The organism is Marinomonas hwangdonensis (genome assembly GCF_003721245.1).
Taxonomy (GTDB): Bacteria; Pseudomonadota; Gammaproteobacteria; order Pseudomonadales; family Marinomonadaceae; genus Marinomonas; species Marinomonas hwangdonensis.
Map to the genome: position 1 here is coordinate 76245 of NZ_RIZG01000004.1, position 21399 is coordinate 97643.

Below are 21399 nucleotides of genomic sequence, written 5' to 3' on the forward strand. Positions count from 1 at the left end.
TTCGGCGACTTTTTTATCTAAGCGTGAACGTTTGAAAGCTTATGGGGTTAGTTTTTTGCGATTAACCACTTATCCAACTCTTTAATGTTGTCTTCAGTCAGATTACCAGTCACTTCAAGTAAGTTGAGTTTTTTCATCACAAAGCTGTAACGATATTGCTCGTACATGTTTTGTGCATTAAATAGATTCGACTGGGCATCCAGTAGTTCTACTAGATTTCGTGTACCTACATCATACCCCGCCCTTGTTGCTTCAAGGGCGCTTGTGCGAGAACGAATTAATTGCTGTTGGGCAGAAATCTGCGCGACAGCCGTTTGTAAATCCAAATATAAGCTTCGAATATTTAGCTCTATGGTTTGCAGTGTGCTGGCTCTTTGTTCGAAGGCGGCTTCCGCTTGTGCACTTGCCTGTCGAACACTGGCGTTGATAGCGCCGCCGCTGTAAAGCGGGATGCTGACTCCTACCCCAACAGAAGCACTGTTTCTAACGCCGTCTTGGTTCCGATTGCTTGGGCTGGTATCGCTGTCTGAACGTGACAAGGAGCCAGTAATCGCAACGGTAGGTGAACGCCCGTTGGCTTTCTGTATATTGATGTTATTTTCTGCTCTTTGTACGGCAAGGTCTAGGATACGCAGTTCTTTATTATTCTGATGGGCTTGGGTAATCAGAGCGTCTACCGTCATGCTAGGGTCAAGACGAATCGGGTAGTCTTGTGCCAACTGAGGAATACTTTTAATTTCTCGACCAGTGCGTTGTAACAAGGCTTTTTGCGCATAGGACACATCAGAGCGAGCACTCAGCTCTGTGACTCGAATAGAGTCATATTCTGCCTGAGCATCCTGTAAATCTGTGATGGAGGCGAGACCAACTTCGTACTGCTTTTTGGCACGATCGAGTTGGCTTTCTGTGCTCTTCACCAAGGCTTGAGTTGTCTGCAAAGTGGATTGTGCAATCAACAGGTTAAAATATTCTGTTAAAGTCGTAAGCGCGAGGTTTTCTTCTGCATCATTAAAACTGACGCCTGCACTTTCGTAAACAAGCTCCACCGCGTCTACGGCATAATTGAGTGCAGGAGAATAGATGGGGTAATTGAGTTCTAAGGCTAAACTGTTTGACACATTATCAGAATGGCCAGATGGGGCGTCGGTATTGGTGTATCCCAAGTTGCCTTTGAACCCTATGCTTGGGTATAAATTCCCCCTAGTCACAGTTAAGTTTTCGTTTTCGGCGCGATAAGTGGCCGCAGCGGCTCTTAAACCAGGATCGTGTTGCTTGGCTAATTTGTAAACTTCGTAAATGCTTTCTGCTTGAACAGGTGCGCTGCTTAAGACAGCTGCCGCCATGAGTGAGGGTATAATATGCTTTTTCATAGATCTCTATGGGCCCGTATTATGAAATATAGTTATAATACTACCTTAAGATGACGCTTTAGGCAGTGGTATTATAGCTATATCTATTATGAATTTTGACCATATCCTAGTGATAATGGCGGTTCTATTTGTTTAGTATGACGGTATAGGTAATGACTTTTTGTGCTTTCCCATCGAGACGGCCGTTTAGCACTAAGCTTCTTGCATCCTGTTGTGTTGCTTCATCGCTTTCAATTTTTTCAATGACGCCATTAACGCTGTGATGTATTGAATAATCTTGCTCTTGATTGACGTGATTTTCGATTTTTGCCTGCCAAACTTGTGTGCTCGGTAAAGTGTGTGATGTTGCGCTTAACATCGTCAGAGTGCCTCTTACGTCACGACTTTTATTGGCGGCCACCTTTACTTCTACCCCAGATCGCACGTTATCTAATTGGATGATATTGCCTGGAATCAAGAGCCCATCCCTTTGTTGAAATGTTTTGTACTCACCGGGTAAACCGTCTTGAGGCAGAGTGAAATGTATTTGATTGTAAAAATTCAGCTCTGTGGCGCCTCTCATGTTGCCATAGTCCTGTATCCTCGCCGTGTGGATTTGTTGCGATACGCTGGTTTTACTACTTGGTAGGGGAATGAGGGTGGTCGAATAGGGCGCTAGAGTTAAGGGAGAAGCATTCAGTGCATAGGTTATTTCGTTATCTTGATAATCAATCGATTGATCTGAGCTCATAGCCATCAGGCTTCTTTCTGCTTTAAAGCTATGTGTCGGCTGACGGCTGGCATAGTGAAGCATGCTATTTTGAAGCTGAATGCGGCTTCCCGAATAATTGTGTATTAAGGCTTGTTGAGATAGGGATACCGAATCACCGTTAAAGAGGATATTAAGCTGAGGAGACCACGATAGCTGACTGGTCTGGTAACTCACTCGATAGTTTGACTCTCCTGGGGCAGAGTGCGTTTCATCGTCAAGTGGGATTAGGTAAAAGTCGTCTAAAGGGAATGCAGTTAAGCGATTATTTATGGTCAGAGAAAAAGAGCGATTGTCTTGATCTATTTTGGATAACTTTCCTGTGTAATGTAAATCGCGTTGTTTGTGCTCGACAGTGACTTTTTTGTCTATTTCACTAAGCCAGTTTGAGTAGGCACTGGTTTGTCCATGAGAAATGGGAGAAAAGTCTTCTTTGAGAGGCAGGTAGGTACCCTGATTTGGCGCGAAAGACAGTGACGATGCCGCTTCTATTATTTGGCTGCTGTTTAAGCCAATGACGGCATTAAGACCGGCCGAAAAAGCACTGTATGAACTGGTGCCTAATACAATAGCTAGACATAAGTGGGTTCTTGTTATCTTCATAACAGCGTCCTTTTTGCTTTTATAGATGACGGTTGGTTCAAGCGGATGATGAAACCTGTTTCCTCATGATACTCTAATAATAATGTGCCATTTTAGTAAAAATAAGGGATTGACGTGGATAAAAAGTTACTGATTGTTGACGGACTGAATTTGATTCGACGGCTTTACGCGGCTTTAGAGTCAGAGCACGACGTATCTCGACGCATAGAGCGAACCCAAAGTATCGCTGTTGAAGCGTTAGCGAAATTAACCCATCAGTTTCAACCATCTTATGCCGTGGTGGTATTTGACTCAAGTGGCAAAACTTGGCGGCACCAGGTGTATCCAGAATACAAATTAGGTCGTGTGCCAATGGACGACAGTTTACTGCTGTCTTTACCTGAGTTTGCAAAGGTGTTTCGATTTAATCATTTGTCGTGTTTACGAATCGATGGCTGGGAAGCCGATGATCTTATTGCGACGTTGGCCGTGAAAGCGGCCAGTCATCATATTAAGTCGTACATAATTTCTACTGACAAAGGGTTTACTCAATTGCTGGGCGATGAGTCCATTTTGCAATACGATTATTTTGCTAAGTTAGGGTATGACAAAATTTGGGTGCCTGGAAAATATGGTGTTGAGCCTCATCAATTAGTGGATTACTGGGCGTTGGTCGGCGATACCACAAATCGCATTCCCGGCGTTAAAGGAATCGGTCCTAAAACGGCATTAACCATTATCAATACTTTTCCGACAATAGAAGAGATTTACGCCAATGTGTCGTCATTTTCGGATCGAATTCAAGGCTTACTCGCGGGTGGTTATGAGCAATGTCTGCAATCTAGAAGGTTAGTCGCGCTAAAAACCGATGTGGATATTGGCGTGAGATTGTCACAACTTCGGTATCACTCACCTAAAGTTATGTGAATATCAAACATCTGCACAGAAAAGATCGTGTAGGCCTCTTACTCACGAGTGACGAGAGGCTTATAATATTGGCATTTAAGGCAACGGATAGATGAGAGTTTTATGTCAGAGGTAAGAACACGTATTGCGCCGTCACCTACGGGTGACCCGCACGTTGGTACAGCGTATATCGCACTGTTTAATATGGCGTTTGCCCGTAAAATGGGTGGTAAATTTATTTTACGTATTGAAGATACGGATCAAACTCGTAGTACGCCGGAATCGGAAAAAATGATTTTGGATGCGCTGCGTTGGTTAGGCCTTGATTGGGCAGAAGGGCCGGATGTTGGTGGACAATATGGTCCTTACCGTCAGAGTGAGCGTGGCCATATTTACGGTCAGTATGCTCAAGAATTGATTGATAAAGGGCATGCCTTTTATGCGTTTGAAACAACAGAAGAGTTGGATCAAATGCGTAATGAGCAGAAAGAGCAAGGCTTGCCGCAGAAGTATGATGGCCGTGCTCTCAAATTAACGCCAGAAGAAGTGCAAGCAAAACTGGATGCGGATGTGCCTTATGTAATTCGTATGAAAGTACCTGAAGAGGGGACGTGTGTCGTTCAGGATATGCTTCGTGGCGAAATCGAGATCGATTGGGTTCAAGTGGACATGCAGGTACTGTTAAAAGCGGATGGCATGCCGACTTATCATTTGGCTAACGTCGTTGATGATCATTTGATGAAAATCACCCACGTTATTCGTGGAGAAGAGTGGATCAACTCAGCGCCTAAGCACATTTTGTTGTACCAATATTTTGGTTGGGATATGCCGACTCTGTGCCATATGCCTTTGTTACGTAATCCCGACAAATCTAAGTTATCTAAACGTAAAAACCCAACCAGTATCTTATATTATCAACGCATGGGATTCATGGCAGAAGCGGTGATCAACTACCTTGGTCGTATGGGCTGGTCCATGCCTGATGAGCGTGAAAAATTCTCATTAGACGAAATGATTGAACACTTTGATATCCAACGTGTTTCTTTAGGTGGTCCGGTTTTTGATGTTGAAAAACTGAGCTGGCTAAATGGCATGTGGATTCGTGAGAATTTAACCCCAGAAACCTTTGCGCAGAAATATGTTGAATGGGCGCTTAACCCTGAATACTTGATGAAGATTCTGCCCTTGGTGATCCCACGCGTTGAAACCTTCTCTGATGTGGCTGATGTAGCGGGCTTCTTCTTAAAAGGTATGTTGCCAATTACTAAAGAGGATTTCTCTTCTATTAAGATGGAAGAAGAAACACTCCGTAAGGCTATGCAGTTCGCTTTGTGGCGTCTGGAAGCATTGAGTAAATGGCAAAAAGACGACATCTTTAACGAAATGAAAACCTTAGCTCAAGCAATGGACATTAAGCCGAAAGACTTCTTTGCGCCTTTGTTTGTGGCGATTTCAGGTACGACAGCGTCGGTATCTGTTTTTGATTCTATGGCGATTCTAGGGTCAGATATTTCTCGAGCTCGTATGCGCACCGCCGTCAATGTTCTAGGTGGGCCTTCTAAGAAAGAAGCGAAGCGTTGGGAAAAAGAGTTTGCTGACCTATAAATTCAAGGTGTCTGCATGTCGAATGCTAAGCCCACATTGAATTTAGGATATAAAATCGAGCCCTTTTTAAAGGGCAATAAAAAAGCCGGCTAGCCGGCTTTTTTATTGCTTAGATTTGATTTTCAGGTTGGTGATCTATACGTGATTGAAATCCAATCACGCCGCGTATTAGTGTTTTGAATGTGTGGTGAACATGCTAGTTTTTTCATCCAAACTGCTCACTTGATTATGGATATCACGAGTATTGCCACCAATGCTGTTTATATAGCTGTTATCACGCTGCAGTTGTTGGGCAATCTTATCCATTTCTTCGCTCATGTGAATCGCTGTTTTTGCGACTTCCTGAATAGAGCGAGCCATGTCAATTGAAGACGCTGAACTGGTTTGAGCATTTTGCTCTATTTCGCGTATCGCCAATTCTGCCTTTTCACTGAACCCTTCAATGGCTTGTAAGCTTTCTTGACCACTGTGCATGGTCTCGATAGCCGTTTGCGTAGAGGATTGTATCGTGCTTACTATATTAGTGATCTTCGCTGTTGCATCGACTGTTTTTTCAGCCAAGGAACGCACTTCATCGGCCACCACGGAGAATCCACGTCCTGCTTCGCCTGCTCGGGCGGCTTCGATCGCCGCGTTTAATGCTAACAAGTTTGTCTGATTGGCTAGATCGTTGATCATGCCGATGACATTGTCGATGTCTTTTGACAGTTGACCCAGTTCATTCAATTGCGTGCTGGTTTTATTTACAATACTGATGGTATTAGAAAGGTTAGACAGGGCACCTTTAATGGTTTCAGCGCCAACTTTTGCAGACTCATAGGTGTTTTGAGACTGGCTGCTCAAGTCTTCCGTTGTATGAGAGATACTGGAAATAGTGGTAGAGATCTCTTCCGTTGCAGCGGCAAGGGAATTGGTTTGCTCACTCACAGACTGGTTACTTTTTGCAATATTCGTCACGGATGTGTTGAGTTCTGTGACCATGCCATTGACCCCTTTGGTGGTGCTAACGACTTCACCGATAACCGCACCCAGACCGCTGGTCATCTCGTTGACTGAGCTACACAAAGAGTCAAATTCATCATTGCGTTTATTGTTTACATAAAGGCGCGCTGTTAAGTCACCGCCTTTAACTTTACCAAGGTCCTTGATGATCTGGCTAAGGGTCTTGTTAACACTGCGACCTATGCCCATTACGATCAATGAGGCGAGGATAGCGACGATAATACTGACAGAAATTAAGGTCACTGTGGCTTGTTGTGAACTTCTTCCTGCTTCTCGACGCGCTTCTCTCACTGCGTTTTGCATGTAATCTACTGCGACCGAACGAGTTTCATTAAAGTTGGTCTTTTGTGCTTCGAATGCGTCTTGCAAGGTGATGAGCTGTTGGTATTCTTTGTCAAAGCTTTCAATGGCCGCAGAATATTGGTCAATGACTGCACCAAAGCGATCTTGAAGACCAAAATTGGTGACTCGCTTGTAGAACTTGTCAAAACGTTCTGCAAAACTGGCTTTGTTAGCTTGATTTGGTTCGAAAATAAAGTTTTTCTCTGCTTCACGGACTGGCAGGAATTCTTGTTTTACCAAGCTTAGAAAAGAGATTTCTTCTGTTACTTGCTCACCCAAAGATGAGATAGTGCCCTTTAAACCAGAAGACCCATTAAACCCTACGGTTTGTCGCTTTTGAACCAAGGCTTGTAGAGCCTCATTGTATTGGGTTAGTGACGTTGCGATATTATCAAGATTGTCTTTTGCGGATTGGCTTTCCACATGATTTTTGCCCTCGGCAAGGTTAACCAAGGACGCTTCATAGGAAGTGGTTAGATTTTGCAGGAAAGCTTCATACGATTCATCGTCGATTTTAGATAAAGCTTCGTATTCTTCCATCAAGGTGATGGTTAAAAAAGATAAGTCTTTATCGACTTTCGTTAACCCTTCGAATCTTGTAGAGGAGGTCTCTTGTGCACTTAGACCTTGTAAAGCTACAGCCGTTACAATAAGAAAGCCAAGAATGACCGCAACAAGTAGCGAGAGTAACTTGGTGCGAAAACTAAGATTTGCCAGCATATTTTATCCTATATTTTTATTATAGATTGGACGGATGGGCAGTCCGACAGTAAGGACAATTCGATTCATTGTCTTGCTGCTTAGCCTATCTACATCGTTACAAAAACGTACTTATAAAAGTGTGTTTCTACTAATATCTTATTTACAACAAAGCGAGCCTAATTTTTTTAGCTTCTTGTATCATTACAATGAATGGCGGCTTCTGCAAGCCAGAATACATGAAAAAACCAAATTCCGTGAATCACTTTTTAAAAATCGTGCGGGCTGAGCCAAATGCTGTGTTGATTATTCCCAAGGTAAGTGATTTCTCCAGTATAACGAGCTGATCCGCTGGAGCTAAATTCAAACTTATAACGTCTGCGTATTTTTATTTCGCCATTGGCCCATAAAGGCCTCCATTCCGAGCCAGCAACGCTGCCGTCGAGAAGTTGTAAATTGAGGGAATCGCAATGTTTTTTCGCACTAATCAGCGCTTGCTCTCGAACGGAGGCATTGCGCCACCAAGCATAGAGGCAAACGCCAACGGTTAGAGCAATGATAATATCGGTCAGTTGAAGGTTCATATTCGTTACAAATGATTAGTTTAAGTCCTTGCATCATAACGAATTCTAGCCATGAAAAGAAAGGCGTGGCTGCCTCAAAGCAGGAGAGAAAAAAGAGACAGCCACGTTCCTTACGCGAGAAAGAGAGATACGCACTGTTATCGCATTAAAATAAGTTAAATTTGGGCATTCGAGGCAGCGAATGTATAGCAACCAAATCTGAGTCGTTTACTTAAATCAATGGCCAGTCCGGTGATAACTTATGCGACCTCTAATGTTCTTTCTGCGTAAAGCTGAATAACCCACTGTTCAATACGCTGGTCAGTGAGTTCAAATTGTTGATCTTCATCTATTGCCAAGCCGACAAAGTGTTCTTTGTCGTGAATACAGGCCCTAGACGCTTCAAAGTCATAACCTTCTGTTGGCCATTGACCAATAAAGGTGGCATTTGTGGGCTGTAGCTTTTCGTATAACCACCCCACGGCGTCAATAAAATAGTCACCATAACCAAATTGGTCGCCTAATCCATACAAAGCGATGACGGTATCGTTTAAGGAAAGCTCAGCCAAGCTGCCGCCAATGTCTTCCCAGTCTGATTGAATGCCGCCAAAGTCCCACGTTGGAATACCCAGAATTAACATTGAGTAGTCTTCAAGCTGCTGAAGCTCTATGTCTTTAATGTTAAAAATATCAACCGTTTCTCCGAGTTCCTGCCATTGCTTAGCGATTTTATGACCGACCTCTTCGGTGTTGTTCGTGTCTGTGCCGTAAATAAGGGCGATAGATGATTGCGCCATGGTATTCCTATTCTCTAGTGTATTTGTGCGTAGTGGTGGCTGCTAATGCCAAATTGCTTGATAAAAGCCGCTTCGAATTGCGCTTCAGAAAATCCACTTTGGGCCACAATATAAGATTTGGCAGACGGATCTTCTCTAAGTAGAGCGGCGGCGCATTTGATTCGTCCCAAGCGATAGTAGCTGTCTATAGATTGACCGACAAAAAGTTGAAATCCTACGAGCAAGGCGGTGGTATTTAATCCTACTAGACGAGCCAGCTGGGGAATGTTTAACACATCGTAATCTGGCATCTCGAGAAAGTTTTGTGCTTTAAAAATTTTGCTTTGACAATTTTCACAACGAGATAAATGACTTTGTATTTGTAGCTGTTCAATCAGTGTAAATATGAGTGAATACAAGTGCCCAGCTAGACTGATGGACTGACCTTCATGAGAGAGAAGGGCGTCAATAATTGCCCGCGTCTTTTCTGTCACACAGAGAGAGATCACGCCATTATTATTCCCTAGCTGGTCACGCATCGCCGTAAAGTGTTGAATAATTTGATTTTCGGTTTCCGCTAAAACAGCCGCTAAGTGATCAGCACTAATATGCGCTTGCAACAACGCATATTCTTGGCCTTTTGTGATGAAGACCTCACCCTGAATGTTTTTTGGTTGATAGCAGATTTGTATGGTTTCAACATCGTTTGCAGAACGGATAACTTTTTCACTTAACAGTGAGAAGTAAAGCCCACGCTCCGCTTCTTCGCGAAGCGTTACGTCGGTCTTAGCGCTTAGATGTTGATTTAGCCACCGCAGGTTAGGAAGAAGGTGGCGCTGCTGCCTATGCCCAGCCAGACTTGACGCCGCTTCTTCTTTGATCATTCCGTTAATGTCATACACATCATTCATGCCGAATTGCATCGTGTGTCACCATTTAAAGTTGATAATGGTTATCATTAAAAGGTTTTTAGTCATAAGATGCAAGTGATTCTCATTAAATAATTGTTATGAGAATCACGGTTTTGATATGTTAATTTGATAAGCTGTTTAGATCGTCAGTATGTGATGCTGAGTTGTTACATCGGCTTGATGGCTCAGTCCAAATAATCGGTTCTATTTAACCCGTATTTTTGCATTTTTTGGTTTAACGTACGGCGCGGTAGCTGAAGTTGTTCCAGTACCAGCTGGATATTGCCCTTTTGTTGGCGAATGCTGGCTTCTATTAAGCTGCGTTCAAATTCTTGTACTTTCACGCTAAGAGGGAGGGGCGTGATGGTGTCTATGTCGTCTTGTGCTTGATACCCCGCCAGTATCTTCGCCACGCTGGTGTTGGGTTCCAGAGCGTAACGAAGGGCGACATTTTTCAGTTCGCGTACGTTCCCAGGCCAGCCATATACGGTGAGCGTTTCAAGGTCAATTGGGCTTAGCGGTTTAATTTCTTTACCGCGCTCTTTAACTGCCATACGGCAAAAATGCTCAAAGAGAAGCGGCACGTCAGACCCTCTATTGCGCAGATCAGGTAGATGGATCTGCGAAACATTCAGTCGGAAAAATAAGTCTTGGCGAAAGTCTTCTAGGCTTTGGAGATCATTTTTGGCTGCAGCCACCACTCTTAAATCTATTTGTATGGTTTTGTTACTACCGACGCGCTCTAGTTGATTTTCTTGCAGTACGCGTAGCAATTTTATTTGCATGGCCAGTGGCATGCTTTCTATTTCATCGAGAAATAGGGTGCCGCCACTGGCGTGTTCGAGCTTGCCAATACGCTGTTTGTTAGCGCTGGTAAAGGCACCGGCTTCGTGGCCAAACAATTCACTTTCAAACAGATCTGCGGGTATGGCGGCACAGTTTATGGCGACAAAAGGCTTGGTGTGTCGCGGGCTGCAGTCATGAAGTGCTTTTGCGACTAACTCTTTACCACAGCCTGTTTTGCCATAGACAATGACATGAGTGTCCATGGTGGCAAAGGTATGGATTTGATGGCGAACTCGAACCATTTGCTCATTTTGACCAATAATGGTTTCTTCAAGTCCGTGTAGATCCTCTAGATATTGAGACTGATTGGCATGTTGAAGTTGTATGTTTCTTTTTTGTAGGGCTTTTTCAACGGTTTTAAGCAATCTGTTTGGGTCAAAGGGCTTCTCAAGAAAGTCAAAAGCACCATCACGTAAGGCGTTTACAGCGGTGTCTACATCGCCATGACCCGTGATGAGAATAAAGGGTAAGTTTGCTTCTTTACTGAGGCAATCGCTCATTAAGGTAAGGCCATCAATGGGCGTCATACGGATATCACTGACGATGATGCAGGGTGAGCCGATTTGGAATTTATCTAGGACCGCTTGAGCGTCTTGAAATTCGTGTACAACATAATTGGACAAACGTAACCATTGTGCTGTGGTTGATCTGACTATGTCGTCGTCATCCAGTAACCATATTTCTGCTGAACTATGGGTTGAACTGCTTTTCATCTTAAGCCCTTAATAAAGTTAAATGGAATAGAAGTTGTTCATCGTTGTCATGATGGGCGACGAGTGATCCATTCATATCTTTTGCTAAGTTGGCACTGATGGCAAGCCCAAGACCAAGGCCTTTGCCAATCGGTTTTGTGGTGAAGAAGGGATCAAAAATATGACTCAGTTTTGCTTTTTCGATACCTGGGCCGTTATCTTTATAATGAATGGTGATTTTGTCGTTTTGTGCAGACAAGGACACTTGAATGTTGGGTAATATGTTGTCGTCAGAACACGCTTGAATGGAGTTGCTGATCAGGTTAGAAAAAATTCTTTCTAGACGGGTTGGCTCGGCCATTACCGAATCTAATTGGTTGAGTGTGATTTCAAGCGAAATGTCTTGAGCTTCGTCACCTAAGCTAATAATGGCGCGCTTTAAGCAATCATGGATTGACGTTGGCGTCAGCTGTTCAGGACGTCGGTAGGCCAGTACTTTTAATTCGCTGGTCAGTTTCTGCATCCGTACGACGAGGGTTTCAAGGTCGATCAGTGTTTTTATCGCCTGCTCTGTTTCTTGACGTTTTAGTAAGAGTTCGGCTGTGTAGGTTAAGGTTTTGATACCGGTGAGCGGCTGATTGAGTTCGTGAGCAATGGCCGTTGACATTTGTCCGATAGCCGCGAGTTTTTCTGTTCGTAGGAGTTCTTTTTGTGCCGCTTCTAATGCCTTTGTTCTTTCTAAAACGCGTTCTTCTAACCTTGAGTTCGCATCCAATAAGTTTAACTCGGCTCTTTTTCGCTTACTGATATCCAGTAGTGTGACTAGATAGCCTTGTGAATCACTCCATTCTAAAGAAGATACGGACAATAAGGCTGGAAAGGTTTGGCCATTCTCTTTTTTTAACACAACCTCCTGCTCCAACAAGTTACTAGCGTGGTTGTTGCCGTGTGTTTGCCCTTGCAAAGACTTCATAAACGACAGCGCTGTGTGATTTTCGGAGCAATTGGGTAAAAATTCGTGCAAAAAATGCTGATCCAATTTTGCGTTATGGCCAAAGTAGCGCAACCCCATGGGGTTAACAAAAGATATTTCACCACGCTTTGTCAGCTGGAGTAGACCCACGTGGGTGTTTTCAATCAAGACTCGCTGTTGTTTGGCATTATTCGCAACGAGCATTTGATTTTCGAGTTTAGAGGCGATTTTTAGTGCGCGTTCTCGGCGATAGAGCCAGAATAAAAACAGCAGTCCACAGACCCCTAGGCTCACAAACGCGATATTTTGCGCCTTTATTTTGATGCCCTCTAAATCCGATAAGTAGTGTATTTGCCACCTAAGATCGTCCAAAGTAACGTTCTGCAGGAGGTAGTTCTTATTATCAAGCGTGTAGACTTTTGCCCGTGTTCGGTTTAAAAACTCAGTTTCGGTATGATCGTCGAGCCAGTTATCCACCAATAAACCTTTGAGTTTATTGGCTAAGAAATCCAAATTATTTTGATCTGTCATCACCACAATATCGTCGAAGAAATTCCATCGCTCAATTAAACTGCTGACATTAATTCGAACACCTACTGCGCCTGCAAGCCCATTCACCGTATAGACGGGAGCAAGTACAATGTGTGCGGATTTGGATTGGCGAGGGTTGTAGCCTGAAAAAAGTATGTATTCTCCTTGCTGATTTCTCAACACGCCTTCTAATTCTGACTGTTTAAAATAATCGTCAAAGAGAAAGTTAGGTGACTGTTCACTGGATACTAAAAGATCGCCAGTGGCCGAGATAATAAACCAGTCTTGTGTTCTAGATACGTGAGTTAAATCTTCTAGTTGGCGTTGTAGGTTGCGTGCAAGCGTTTGATCATCAGGGTCATTCATAAACGCCAATAGGATCGGATTATCGGCTAAGGCATAAGGTAGGATATGGTTGTTTTTTAGCTCGTTGCGCAGCTCAATGACATAATCAAGCAGTTGATCTTGGCCTTGGGTGTGCTTTTCTATGATAAGGGCTTGGTAGGCAAGGGTATTAACACCAAAAAAAAGCAGAATAAGAAAAGTGCAGCCGAAAAACAGGAAAGAAAGCCGATGTTTATGAAGTCGTACAATCAAAGCTATTCTCGTTTATTTATGAGTATTTAAGTGGCATGCATCTTATTTAGATCGTTTTGCACGGCTACATTAAGTTTAGGCCGCGCAAAACGGTAACGCCAATACTGGTTGTGATCAAGGAGATTAGAGTGGTCACAGCGATAATATTTGCCGCCAGTGCGGCATTGCCATTCATAGCGCGAACCATGATATAGCTGGCTGATGCGGTTGGGGCGGATGACATCAAAAAGAGCACCCCTAGTTCCATGCCGCGATACCCCAGCAAATAACCACCAAAAGTCAGTGTCAGCGGGATGAAAATCAGCTTTCCGGCGCTCGCCAGTACTGTGCCGAGCATGTCACTTTTCATGGAGCCAAAATGCAACGAGGCGCCGGCGCAAAGTAAAGCAAGCGGCAAGGTCATTTGAGCGAAATAATCCCCAGCCTTATAAAGCGTAGGTGGTAATGTGATGCCAGTCCCTGAGGCGATAAATGCAGCCACAATGGCAATAATGAGCGGGTTTTTGATAATACCTCTCGCAATCGCTATGGCGTTTGTGTCCTTCCCTAGCGCTCGACTTAGACCAATAACCGATAATATATTGAACAAAACCGTGATGCCGCCTAAATAAATAGAGGCAACAGTAAAAACATCATTGCCGTAAGCATTAACACAGTAAGCAAGGCCAATAATGCCCATGTTTGAGCGAAAAGCACCTTGTACCACTACCGCGCGATCTGCTTTGTTTTTCATCATGAAAGAGAAAATATATTCCAGTACTAGGTAAGTGATAGTCACGGCCGCCATGGCGTAGATCGCCAAAGAGAAATCGGTATCACTGCTTACACGAGTTTTTGAAATACTGATAAACAGTAAGGCGGGAAGTGTGACGTTGAAAACAAGTTTTGAAGCGGTATCAATGAAATTATCATTAATCAGGCGTATTCGATATAAGACAGCACCTAACGCCAATATCAAAAATATTGGCATGGTGATTGAAAAAGAAAACGCCAGTACATCTAAAAAATTATCCAACGCCATTCCTTCGATCAAAGTGTTATTAGAGGATTAACAAACTAAAAAAGCGGGTATTTGCCTCTCGCTTGCGACGCTCAGTCGTTATTTTCGAAACGATAGCCTGCACCATAAACAGAATGAATGACATTAAGTTCAGGGGCAACAGCCGATATTTTTTTACGCAGTTTTTTGATGTGACTGTCAATCGTGCGATCACTGACCACTCGGCTATCGGCATAGATACTTTTCATGATCAGATCACGACCGTAAACGCGTCCTGGTTCTTTAATCAGTAGTTGTAATAATTGGAATTCAACAGTAGTCAAATCGATTAGTTCGCCTTTGTATGTTGCTCGCAAACGATCCACATCTAAATCAAAACCATCAGTTTTTGGAGATTGTGTTTGATCTAATTCCACTCTGCGTAGGTTCGCTTTCACTCGAGCCACAATTTCTCTTGGACTAAAGGGTTTGCATACATAATCATCAGCGCCCATTTCTAGCCCAATAAGACGATCAATTTCTTCCGCCTTCGCGGTAACCATAATGATAGGAACACCACTGAATTGACGGACTTGTTTGCATACTTCTACGCCATCGAGGCCAGGCAACATAAGGTCTAATAGGATGATATCAACTTGGTTGTTTTTTACATAACTCACCGCCGTGTCGCCACGATCAAGGTGATGATGTTCATAGCCTGCTTGACCAAGGTAAGCGGCCATTAATTCAGCCAATTTAGGTTCATCTTCAATTATTAGAACTTTACTCATAGTTATGCATTCCGTATCAGTTAAAAGGAAATTCGATTTTTATACCAAGACCGCCATCTGGTGAATGGTAAGCGCTTATACTACCTTGATGCCCGTCAACAATGTTTGAGCAAATGGCTAGCCCAAGGCCTCTACCGCCGGTTGCTCTGTTTCTTGAATTTTCGACACGAAAAAACTGCTCGAAGATTCTGTTTATATCATTATCACCTACGCCTGGGGCGCTGTCTTCAAAAAGCAAAGTGACTTTTTTGCCTTTTCGAAACAATTTAACCGTGAGTTTTCCTGGTGCGTTTGTGTATTTTAATGAATTGCTCATCAAGTTAGAAAAAAGCTGATGCAGTCTATCGGCATCGCCATTCATCATAATAGGAGAGTTGCTTGGTCCTTCGTAAACCAACTCTAATCCAGCCTCACTGAAGGGAAGTGTCATCGATTGAACGGTTTGTTCAATAATGTCGTCAACCGAAATGTCTTCCATTTCGTAATTCAAACTGCCCATATCATGCATTGAAAGCTGGTTAAGGTCATCAATTAAACGTGCGATATGTAAGGTTTCTTGATGTAAAGACGCTAAACTCTCAGGAGTTACTTGAATGATTCCGTCTTGCATGGCCTCGATTTCGCCTCTCAAAATGGCCACCGGCGTTCTTAATTCATGAGCCGTATCGGCTACCCAGCGCTTGCGTGCTTCTCTCATATGTTCAAGGGTGCAAGCCAAGTTATTAAAATCACAACTCAGTTTAGCTAGCTCATCGGACCCATTTACGGCGATTCTTGTGTCAAATTTTCCTGCAGCTAACTTTTTTGTGGCTTGTTGCATGGAAGATATGGGACGGCTAAGCCACTGTGCAAGAGGCCACGTTAGCAAAGCAGCAATGGCAAGCATGAACGCTGAAATCAGCAAAAAAGCTTCCCCCTGCTGACGAACAAATCTCAGGGTTTGATCTTGCACTAGCTCTCTAATCGATCTTAGCCCGACATACCCCACTGTTTGATCATTGACCATGACGGGGTGAGTTTCAGCATCGCTGAATCGAGATTTTCCAATAAGGACTTTTTTATCCGTATCAAATAATAAAAATCGTTGGCGGTAATACTGCGAAGGATAGATTAAATCCAAATTTGGAGTGTTTGGCGGTGGTATTAAGTCTCGTATATTTTCAAGCTTGGTTTGATGCCAAGAGCTTTCCATGCGACTTTCTTGAACTAAAAAATACCAATCATCATAATACACGTAAAGGTTAGCGGTTCTATTGGCCATTTGCTCTAAAAAGTCTCTGTCTCGTTCGGTGGCGTAGGACACAAAACCACGGTCAAAGCTCCACTGGAAAACTTGCCACATAGAAACGATGAGCAAAATATTACTTAAAATAAACACAGCAAATAGTTTGTGGCGAATTTGCAACCCTTTAGGTGGTGTCATAGCGGGCTTAAAAATCCTGTTGAATGGCACTGAAATTCAATGCTCGTTATAAGTCGTTTTGTTGTGATAACTGTGTGCCATTTAGAAGTGAGTAAAAAATAGAACAGCACAGATTCCATTCTCACTATAGCGCTTTTATACAAATCTTTGCTACTTGAGGGGCGTGTAAATAATGAGGAATTCCCAAGGGCGTCATCATTGCGTAAAATAGCGTATTTTTGAATGTGAGTTATATGGCTATGTTGTCAATTTTCAAGGGTTGTTTATCGCTGTCACTTATTGTGATGAACACGCTACTTTGCTTTATGCCTGTTATGGTTTTAGCCGTGTTCAAGTGTCTTATTCCGGTCAGCTCTGTTCGCGCCGCATTAAATGTAGCCTTGGATCGTATAGCTACGTTTTGGATTGGTATTAACAATATCAATCAAAGATATCTTGGGGGTACTCATCTTGATGTGTCGGGTGACTGCCGTTTTTCCATCAACCAATGGTATATGGTGGTGGCGAACCATCAATCTTGGGTAGATATTCTGATTCTGCAGCGCATTTTTAATCGTCGTATTCCCTTTATAAAATTTTTTCTAAAACGAGAGCTTATTTGGGTGCCCTTTATTGGCTTGGCTTGGTGGGCATTAGAGTTTCCTTTCATGAAGCGCTACAGTCCTGCGCTGCTTAAAAAGCGACCGGATTTGAAGGGGAAGGACATTGAAGTAACAAAAAAGGCGTGTGAAAAATTTCAGCATTTCCCCGTGTCCATCATGAACTTTCTCGAAGGAACGCGCTTTACAATCGAAAAACATGACCAACAATCTAGTCCATATAGGCATCTTCTTATGCCCAAAGCAGGTGGTTTGTCTTTTGCATTAAACGCGATGAATGGGAAGTTGCGTCAATTAGTGGATGTCACGATTGTTTATCCTGGGGGTACACCAAGCTTTTTTGATTACCTTCGTGGTGATGTCTCGCAAGTGAAGGTCCATATTAGAGTTATGCCAATTGAAAGCGGATTGCTTGGTGATTATCAAAATGATGCGGAATACAGAGCGAGCTTTCAGCAGTGGGTTAATCAACTGTGGCAAGAAAAAGATCAACGATTTGAGCGCATCTTGCAGCAAGTTAACCTTGATGAGGAAAAGTAGTAGGCGGGATAGCGATAAAGCGAGCATTTATTGTATTTATGTTACCCCAGCAGTTCCCTCTTTATAGGGGACAGGCTAGAATCGATTTTTTTATGACAGTATAAAATAGGAATATGTAATGGGCAGAGCCTTCCAAAACCGCAAAGAGTCCATGGCAAAAACGTCTGACCAGAAAGCCAAGGTGTACAGTAAATACGGCCGTGAAATTTATGTGTGTGCAAAGTCCGGCGGTATTGACCCTAATGGTAACTTGTCCTTGCGCTCCTTGATTGAGCGAGCGAAAAAAGACCAAGTACCCACTCACGTTATCGACAAAGCGATTGATAAAGCAAAAGGCGGTGGCGGTGAAGACTTTGATACAGCTCGTTACGAGGGGTTTGGACCGGGTAATACCATGGTTATCGTGGATTGTTTGTCGGATAACCCAAACCGTACTTTTGGTGACGTGCGTACCTGTTTTAACAAGGTAAAATGCAAAATCGGTAGCCAAGGTAGTGTGAGTCATATGTTTGACCACAGCGCTATCTTTGTTTTTGCTGGCACTGATGAAGAAACGGTATTAGAAGCCTTGATGTTGGCAGACGTAGATGTCACTGATATTGAGCTAGAAGATGGTAAAGTAACGGTGTTTGCGCCTCACACGGATTACAGTAAAGCGAAAACGGCACTGACCGAGGCATTTGGTGATATTGAATTTGAAGTAGATGAAATCCAATTTGTTGCCCAGAATACGACAGAAATTCCAGGTGAAGAAGTGGAGCAATTTGATCGCTTCTTAGATTTATTGAATGATTTAGACGATGTACAGCGCGTTTATCATAACGCTGAATACTAGTCTTATTGGGCTTGGCGGGGCAGTGCTCCGCTAAGCCCCTATATTTAAACTGATTCTGTATGAAAGAGGTTTTTTATGTCTCCACGGCCAATTCCGCCAGAAGAGTGGGAGTGTTGTGAAAGTGAGTGCTCTCCTTGTGTGTGGGATACTTATCGTGAAGAACTTCAGCAATGGAGCGCTGAGCAGAAAGCGTTAAAAGAAGCGTCAGTGTCGTCACTGCAGATCAAAGAAGATAATGAAAAATGACCAAGCCTAAACCTCAGCTTAAATCCCCTTGCGTGAATGTGTGTCTTTTGAATGATGAAGACATCTGTGTTGGTTGTTATCGAACTGGCAAGGAAATCAGCCAGTGGGGAAGCATGAACAAAGCCTCCCAGCAGGCGGTGATGAAAAAAGTGCGCGAGCGGGAAGCGAAGAGTCAGTTTGTCTCTGATTAGCGCTTTTCGGCGTTAGTTTTCTCTTTCTACTTTTTCGTTCTTGTTTTTAAGTTCTATCCATTGCGACATGTATTGTGTGCTTTTAAGGCTATGGTGTCGCAGCATTAATCCCAAGAAGTGTTTCTTTCTCAAGCTTTCCTTTAGCCGAAATTGCAGTTTTAATCGATTGATTAGTTTTGGTTCCCAATCTTCTGCTTGATAGCGAGCTTGAAGGATTCTATTGCCATTGTGTTGCATTAATAGCCAGCTTTCTTTGTCTTGATAGAGTGAGACGGCGGCATCGACAAAGGTCTCCATGTTATCGGTGATGACACCATTCCAAGGCAATCCGCCGTGCATCGACTCGGCGCCAATCGTTGTGGTAATGCTTGGTGTGCCCATTTGCATGGCTTCGACTAATTTCCCCTTAATCCCAGCACCAAAACGTAAGGGGGCTAAGCACAGCTTGGCTTGCTTCATGACGGCCTGGGCATCTTCGGCCCAACCCTTCACCAAAAAACCTTCTTTTGCATTATGCAATTGAGTCGCTTTGGGTGGTGGGTAAGCGCCGTAAATATGCATTTCTGCTTTTGGTAGGCGTTTGCGAATCTTTGGCCAAATTTCCGTTTTTAACTGCAAAACGGCATCCCAATTGGGGGCGTGGCGAAAGTTGCCAATGCTAATAAAGTGTTGGCGCTCTTCGAAGCAGGGTAAAGCGTCTATATCTTGTGGTTTCGGCAGCATAAATGGCAGATGAAATACGTGAGTGTCTGGTACGTGAAATTCATCGATTAATAATGTTGTTTCGACTTCGGAAATCATCAAGGTCAAGTCGCAACGGTGGATAGCGGCGATTTCACGGATACCATGGTCGTTGAAAAGGTCTTCAGGCGCAAATGGCCTATTTTGTTTAATCGCATCATGCCTAGCTTGCCGTAACGAGTGAAGGTCTTCCGTGTTTAGCACGCGTAATGAATCTGGGCTAAATTTTTCTACTCGCCAGCCAAATTGCTCCTCCATCATAAAGCGGTCAAATATTACAATGTCGGGATTTTTGTCTGCAATGTAGGTATTAAACGAGGCATCGTTCAGTGTTATGTGTTCGGCTTCTATGCCTAATTCAGAGAGATCTGTCATGTGCTCCGTTTTTTGGGCGGGACTTGCAAAGGCGATTTGCCATTGTTGTCTATGGAAGCAACTTAACAACTGCATCATTCTGCTGCCAGCGGCAGAGGAGTTGGGTTCTGGCCAAACATAACCAATGACAAGTAAATGCATGCTGTTGTCTCAAGATAAGTGATTTTTAGGCCCTGCGTATTAATGAGAATCAGGACATATTGTTCTGTCTATTGTATCATGTCGGGCAAATTTGTGTTGTCTGCTTCATTTATAGCGTTGTCAGACAGGGCGTAAGCAAAACATGACGTTGAGAAGATATTATGATCATAAAACCAAAGATTCGCGGATTTATTTGTACAACAACACACCCAGTAGGTTGTGAGCAAAATGTAAGAGATCAAATTGCTTTTACTAAAAGCAAAGGGGCGATTGAAAATGGCCCTAAAAAAGTACTCGTAATCGGTGCGTCAAGTGGTTATGGCTTGTCTTCTCGTATCGCGGCGGCATTTGGTTCTGGTGCGGCAACCATAGGTGTTTTCTTTGAAAAGCCAGGCACAGACAAAAAGCCGGGGACAGCGGGTTGGTACAACTCAGCGGCCTTCGATAAAGTGGCGAAAGAAGAGGGTTTGTACGCGAAAAGCATTAATGGCGATGCTTTCTCAAATGAGGCGCGTGATACCGTGATTGACTTGATTAAACAAGATCTTGGTCAAGTGGATATGGTGGTTTACTCTTTGGCTTCTCCAGTGCGCAAAATGCCAGATACGGGCGAAGTGGTGCGTTCTGTTCTTAAGCCTATTGGCGAGACCTACCGCTCTACGGCCATTGATACCAATAAAGACGTGATTATCGAAGCGGAAATTGAGCCAGCCACTGAAGAAGAGGTTGGTGCAACAACGACGGTAATGGGTGGCCAAGATTGGGAGCTTTGGATGTCTGCTCTACAAGAAGCGGGTGTGTTGGCGCAAGGGGCTCGTACTGTCGCTTACTCTTATATTGGTTCTGATATCACTTGGCCGATTTACTGGCACGGAGCCCTTGGCAAAGCAAAAGAAGATTTGGATCGCGCTTCTGCGGCTATCGATGCTGAGTTGGCTAAGATTGGTGGTGGTGCGAATGTGGCGGTACTGAAGTCCGTGGTGACGCAAGCCTCTTCCGCTATTCCTGTTATGCCTTTGTACTTGGCGATGGTGTTCAAGGTAATGCGTGAAAAAGGCCTTCATGAAGGCTGTATGGATCAGATCTATCGCATGTTCTCAGAGCGTTTGTACAATAACCATAATCCAGCAGAATTGACCGATGATAAAAACCGTCTTCGTCTGGATGATTGGGAATTGCGTGAGGATGTTCAGCAAGCGTGTCGTGATCTTTGGCCGCAGGTAAATGACGCTAATCTGTTTGCCGAAACCGATTACCAGCTTTACAAAGACGAGTTTTTGAAGTTGTTTGGTTTTGGCTTGGATGGCGTTGATTATGATGCCGATGTCAACCCAGAAGCAGATTTCGATGTTATTACGCTTTAATTTAATCGTTAATTAAGAGTAAAAGGAGCCT

The 21399-nt window shown here is 43.5% G+C and carries 19 protein-coding genes; 7 read left to right on the forward strand and 12 right to left on the reverse strand.

All coding sequences use genetic code 11. From position 1 onward, the window contains the following. Positions 1-47: 47 nt before the first annotated feature. On the reverse strand, positions 48-1370 hold the full coding sequence (locus tag EBI00_RS08305; RefSeq protein ID WP_123095469.1) for a TolC family outer membrane protein: 1323 nt from the start codon (positions 1368-1370) through the stop codon (positions 48-50). 124 nt (positions 1371-1494) lie between these two features. After that, positions 1495-2721, reverse strand: a complete 1227-nt coding sequence (locus tag EBI00_RS08310; RefSeq protein ID WP_123095470.1) for a hypothetical protein — start codon at positions 2719-2721, stop codon at positions 1495-1497. A gap of 114 nt (positions 2722-2835) precedes the next feature. On the opposite strand from EBI00_RS08310, the gene xni reads away from it, so the two are divergent. After that, positions 2836-3627 (forward strand): flap endonuclease Xni, encoded by a 792-nt coding sequence (gene xni / locus EBI00_RS08315; protein ID WP_123095471.1) that lies wholly within the window; start codon positions 2836-2838, stop codon positions 3625-3627. A 102-nt stretch (positions 3628-3729) separates the two neighbouring features. Beyond that, positions 3730-5211 (forward strand): glutamate--tRNA ligase, encoded by a 1482-nt coding sequence (gene gltX / locus EBI00_RS08320; RefSeq protein WP_123095472.1) that lies wholly within the window; start codon positions 3730-3732, stop codon positions 5209-5211. A 168-nt stretch (positions 5212-5379) separates the two neighbouring features. On the opposite strand, the gene EBI00_RS08325 is transcribed toward gltX, so the two are convergent. From EBI00_RS08325 to EBI00_RS08365, 9 genes are all read right to left on the reverse strand, one after another. Further along, a complete protein-coding gene (locus EBI00_RS08325) occupies positions 5380-7275 on the reverse strand; it encodes a methyl-accepting chemotaxis protein (RefSeq protein WP_123095473.1) in 1896 nt (631 codons plus the stop codon). Positions 7276-7523: 248 nt separating this feature from the next. Beyond that, complete coding sequence (locus tag EBI00_RS08330; protein ID WP_123095474.1) at positions 7524-7838, reverse strand: DUF3301 domain-containing protein; 315 nt, start codon at positions 7836-7838, stop codon at positions 7524-7526. Positions 7839-8077: 239 nt separating this feature from the next. Further along, the gene (locus tag EBI00_RS08335) at positions 8078-8614 is read right to left on the reverse strand and encodes a flavodoxin (protein ID WP_123095475.1); all 537 of its coding nucleotides are present in this window, start codon (positions 8612-8614) and stop codon (positions 8078-8080) included. Positions 8615-8628: 14 nt separating this feature from the next. Further along, the gene (locus EBI00_RS08340) at positions 8629-9516 is read right to left on the reverse strand and encodes a helix-turn-helix transcriptional regulator (protein WP_123095476.1); all 888 of its coding nucleotides are present in this window, start codon (positions 9514-9516) and stop codon (positions 8629-8631) included. 173 nt (positions 9517-9689) lie between these two features. Further along, entirely contained in the window at positions 9690-11063 is a 1374-nt protein-coding gene (locus EBI00_RS08345) for a sigma-54-dependent transcriptional regulator (protein WP_123095477.1), read from the reverse strand. 1 nt (position 11064) lies between these two features. Then, complete coding sequence (locus EBI00_RS08350) at positions 11065-13143, reverse strand: ATP-binding protein (RefSeq protein WP_123095478.1); 2079 nt, start codon at positions 13141-13143, stop codon at positions 11065-11067. 64 nt (positions 13144-13207) lie between these two features. Further along, positions 13208-14164 carry an AEC family transporter gene (locus EBI00_RS08355; protein WP_123095479.1) on the reverse strand — a complete coding sequence of 319 codons (957 nt, stop codon included), beginning with the start codon at positions 14162-14164 and terminating at the stop codon, positions 13208-13210. 71 nt (positions 14165-14235) lie between these two features. Next, positions 14236-14913: a response regulator gene (locus EBI00_RS08360; RefSeq protein ID WP_123095480.1), complete on the reverse strand. Its 678-nt coding sequence runs from the start codon at positions 14911-14913 to the stop codon at positions 14236-14238. 16 nt (positions 14914-14929) lie between these two features. Further along, on the reverse strand, positions 14930-16336 hold the full coding sequence (locus EBI00_RS08365) for an ATP-binding protein (protein WP_123095481.1): 1407 nt from the start codon (positions 16334-16336) through the stop codon (positions 14930-14932). 233 nt (positions 16337-16569) lie between these two features. On the opposite strand from EBI00_RS08365, the gene EBI00_RS08370 reads away from it, so the two are divergent. From EBI00_RS08370 to EBI00_RS08385, 4 genes are all read left to right on the forward strand, one after another. Further along, positions 16570-17475, forward strand: coding sequence for an acyltransferase (locus EBI00_RS08370; protein WP_123095482.1), 906 nt, complete (start codon positions 16570-16572; stop codon positions 17473-17475). 118 nt (positions 17476-17593) lie between these two features. Further along, entirely contained in the window at positions 17594-18310 is a 717-nt protein-coding gene (locus EBI00_RS08375; RefSeq protein ID WP_123095483.1) for a YebC/PmpR family DNA-binding transcriptional regulator, read from the forward strand. Between the two features lie 75 nt (positions 18311-18385). Next, positions 18386-18556 carry an oxidoreductase-like domain-containing protein gene (locus tag EBI00_RS08380; protein ID WP_123095484.1) on the forward strand — a complete coding sequence of 57 codons (171 nt, stop codon included), beginning with the start codon at positions 18386-18388 and terminating at the stop codon, positions 18554-18556. Then, the gene (locus tag EBI00_RS08385; RefSeq protein WP_123095485.1) at positions 18553-18747 is read left to right on the forward strand and encodes a DUF1289 domain-containing protein; all 195 of its coding nucleotides are present in this window, start codon (positions 18553-18555) and stop codon (positions 18745-18747) included. Before EBI00_RS08380 ends, EBI00_RS08385 begins: the two co-directional genes overlap by 4 nt. Before the next feature lie 12 nt (positions 18748-18759). Here EBI00_RS08385 and EBI00_RS08390 read toward each other — a convergent pair whose 3' ends face one another. Next, entirely contained in the window at positions 18760-20004 is a 1245-nt protein-coding gene (locus EBI00_RS08390) for a glycosyltransferase (protein ID WP_123095486.1), read from the reverse strand. A gap of 161 nt (positions 20005-20165) precedes the next feature. Here EBI00_RS08390 and fabV point away from each other — a divergent pair, with 161 nt between their 5' ends. Then, on the forward strand, positions 20166-21368 hold the full coding sequence (fabV, locus tag EBI00_RS08395; protein ID WP_123095487.1) for an enoyl-ACP reductase FabV: 1203 nt from the start codon (positions 20166-20168) through the stop codon (positions 21366-21368). The last annotated feature ends 31 nt before the right edge of the window (positions 21369-21399 follow it).

Coding starts and splice junctions, on each gene's coding strand:
- EBI00_RS08355 (WP_123095479.1), bottom strand. CDS start 14,164: ATGGCGTTGGATAATTTTTTAGATGTACTGGCGTTTTCTTTTTCAATC.
- EBI00_RS08365 (WP_123095481.1), bottom strand. CDS start 16,336: ATGACACCACCTAAAGGGTTGCAAATTCGCCACAAACTATTTGCTGTG.
- EBI00_RS08335 (WP_123095475.1), bottom strand. CDS start 8,614: ATGGCGCAATCATCTATCGCCCTTATTTACGGCACAGACACGAACAAC.
- EBI00_RS08330 (WP_123095474.1), bottom strand. CDS start 7,838: ATGAACCTTCAACTGACCGATATTATCATTGCTCTAACCGTTGGCGTT.
- fabV (WP_123095487.1), top strand. CDS start 20,166: ATGATCATAAAACCAAAGATTCGCGGATTTATTTGTACAACAACACAC.
- gltX (WP_123095472.1), top strand. CDS start 3,730: ATGTCAGAGGTAAGAACACGTATTGCGCCGTCACCTACGGGTGACCCG.
- EBI00_RS08310 (WP_123095470.1), bottom strand. CDS start 2,721: ATGAAGATAACAAGAACCCACTTATGTCTAGCTATTGTATTAGGCACC.
- EBI00_RS08325 (WP_123095473.1), bottom strand. CDS start 7,275: ATGCTGGCAAATCTTAGTTTTCGCACCAAGTTACTCTCGCTACTTGTT.
- EBI00_RS08390 (WP_123095486.1), bottom strand. CDS start 20,004: ATGCATTTACTTGTCATTGGTTATGTTTGGCCAGAACCCAACTCCTCT.
- EBI00_RS08375 (WP_123095483.1), top strand. CDS start 17,594: ATGGGCAGAGCCTTCCAAAACCGCAAAGAGTCCATGGCAAAAACGTCT.
- EBI00_RS08345 (WP_123095477.1), bottom strand. CDS start 11,063: ATGAAAAGCAGTTCAACCCATAGTTCAGCAGAAATATGGTTACTGGAT.
- EBI00_RS08360 (WP_123095480.1), bottom strand. CDS start 14,913: ATGAGTAAAGTTCTAATAATTGAAGATGAACCTAAATTGGCTGAATTA.
- EBI00_RS08340 (WP_123095476.1), bottom strand. CDS start 9,516: ATGCAATTCGGCATGAATGATGTGTATGACATTAACGGAATGATCAAA.
- EBI00_RS08305 (WP_123095469.1), bottom strand. CDS start 1,370: ATGAAAAAGCATATTATACCCTCACTCATGGCGGCAGCTGTCTTAAGC.
- EBI00_RS08385 (WP_123095485.1), top strand. CDS start 18,553: ATGACCAAGCCTAAACCTCAGCTTAAATCCCCTTGCGTGAATGTGTGT.
- EBI00_RS08370 (WP_123095482.1), top strand. CDS start 16,570: ATGGCTATGTTGTCAATTTTCAAGGGTTGTTTATCGCTGTCACTTATT.
- EBI00_RS08380 (WP_123095484.1), top strand. CDS start 18,386: ATGTCTCCACGGCCAATTCCGCCAGAAGAGTGGGAGTGTTGTGAAAGT.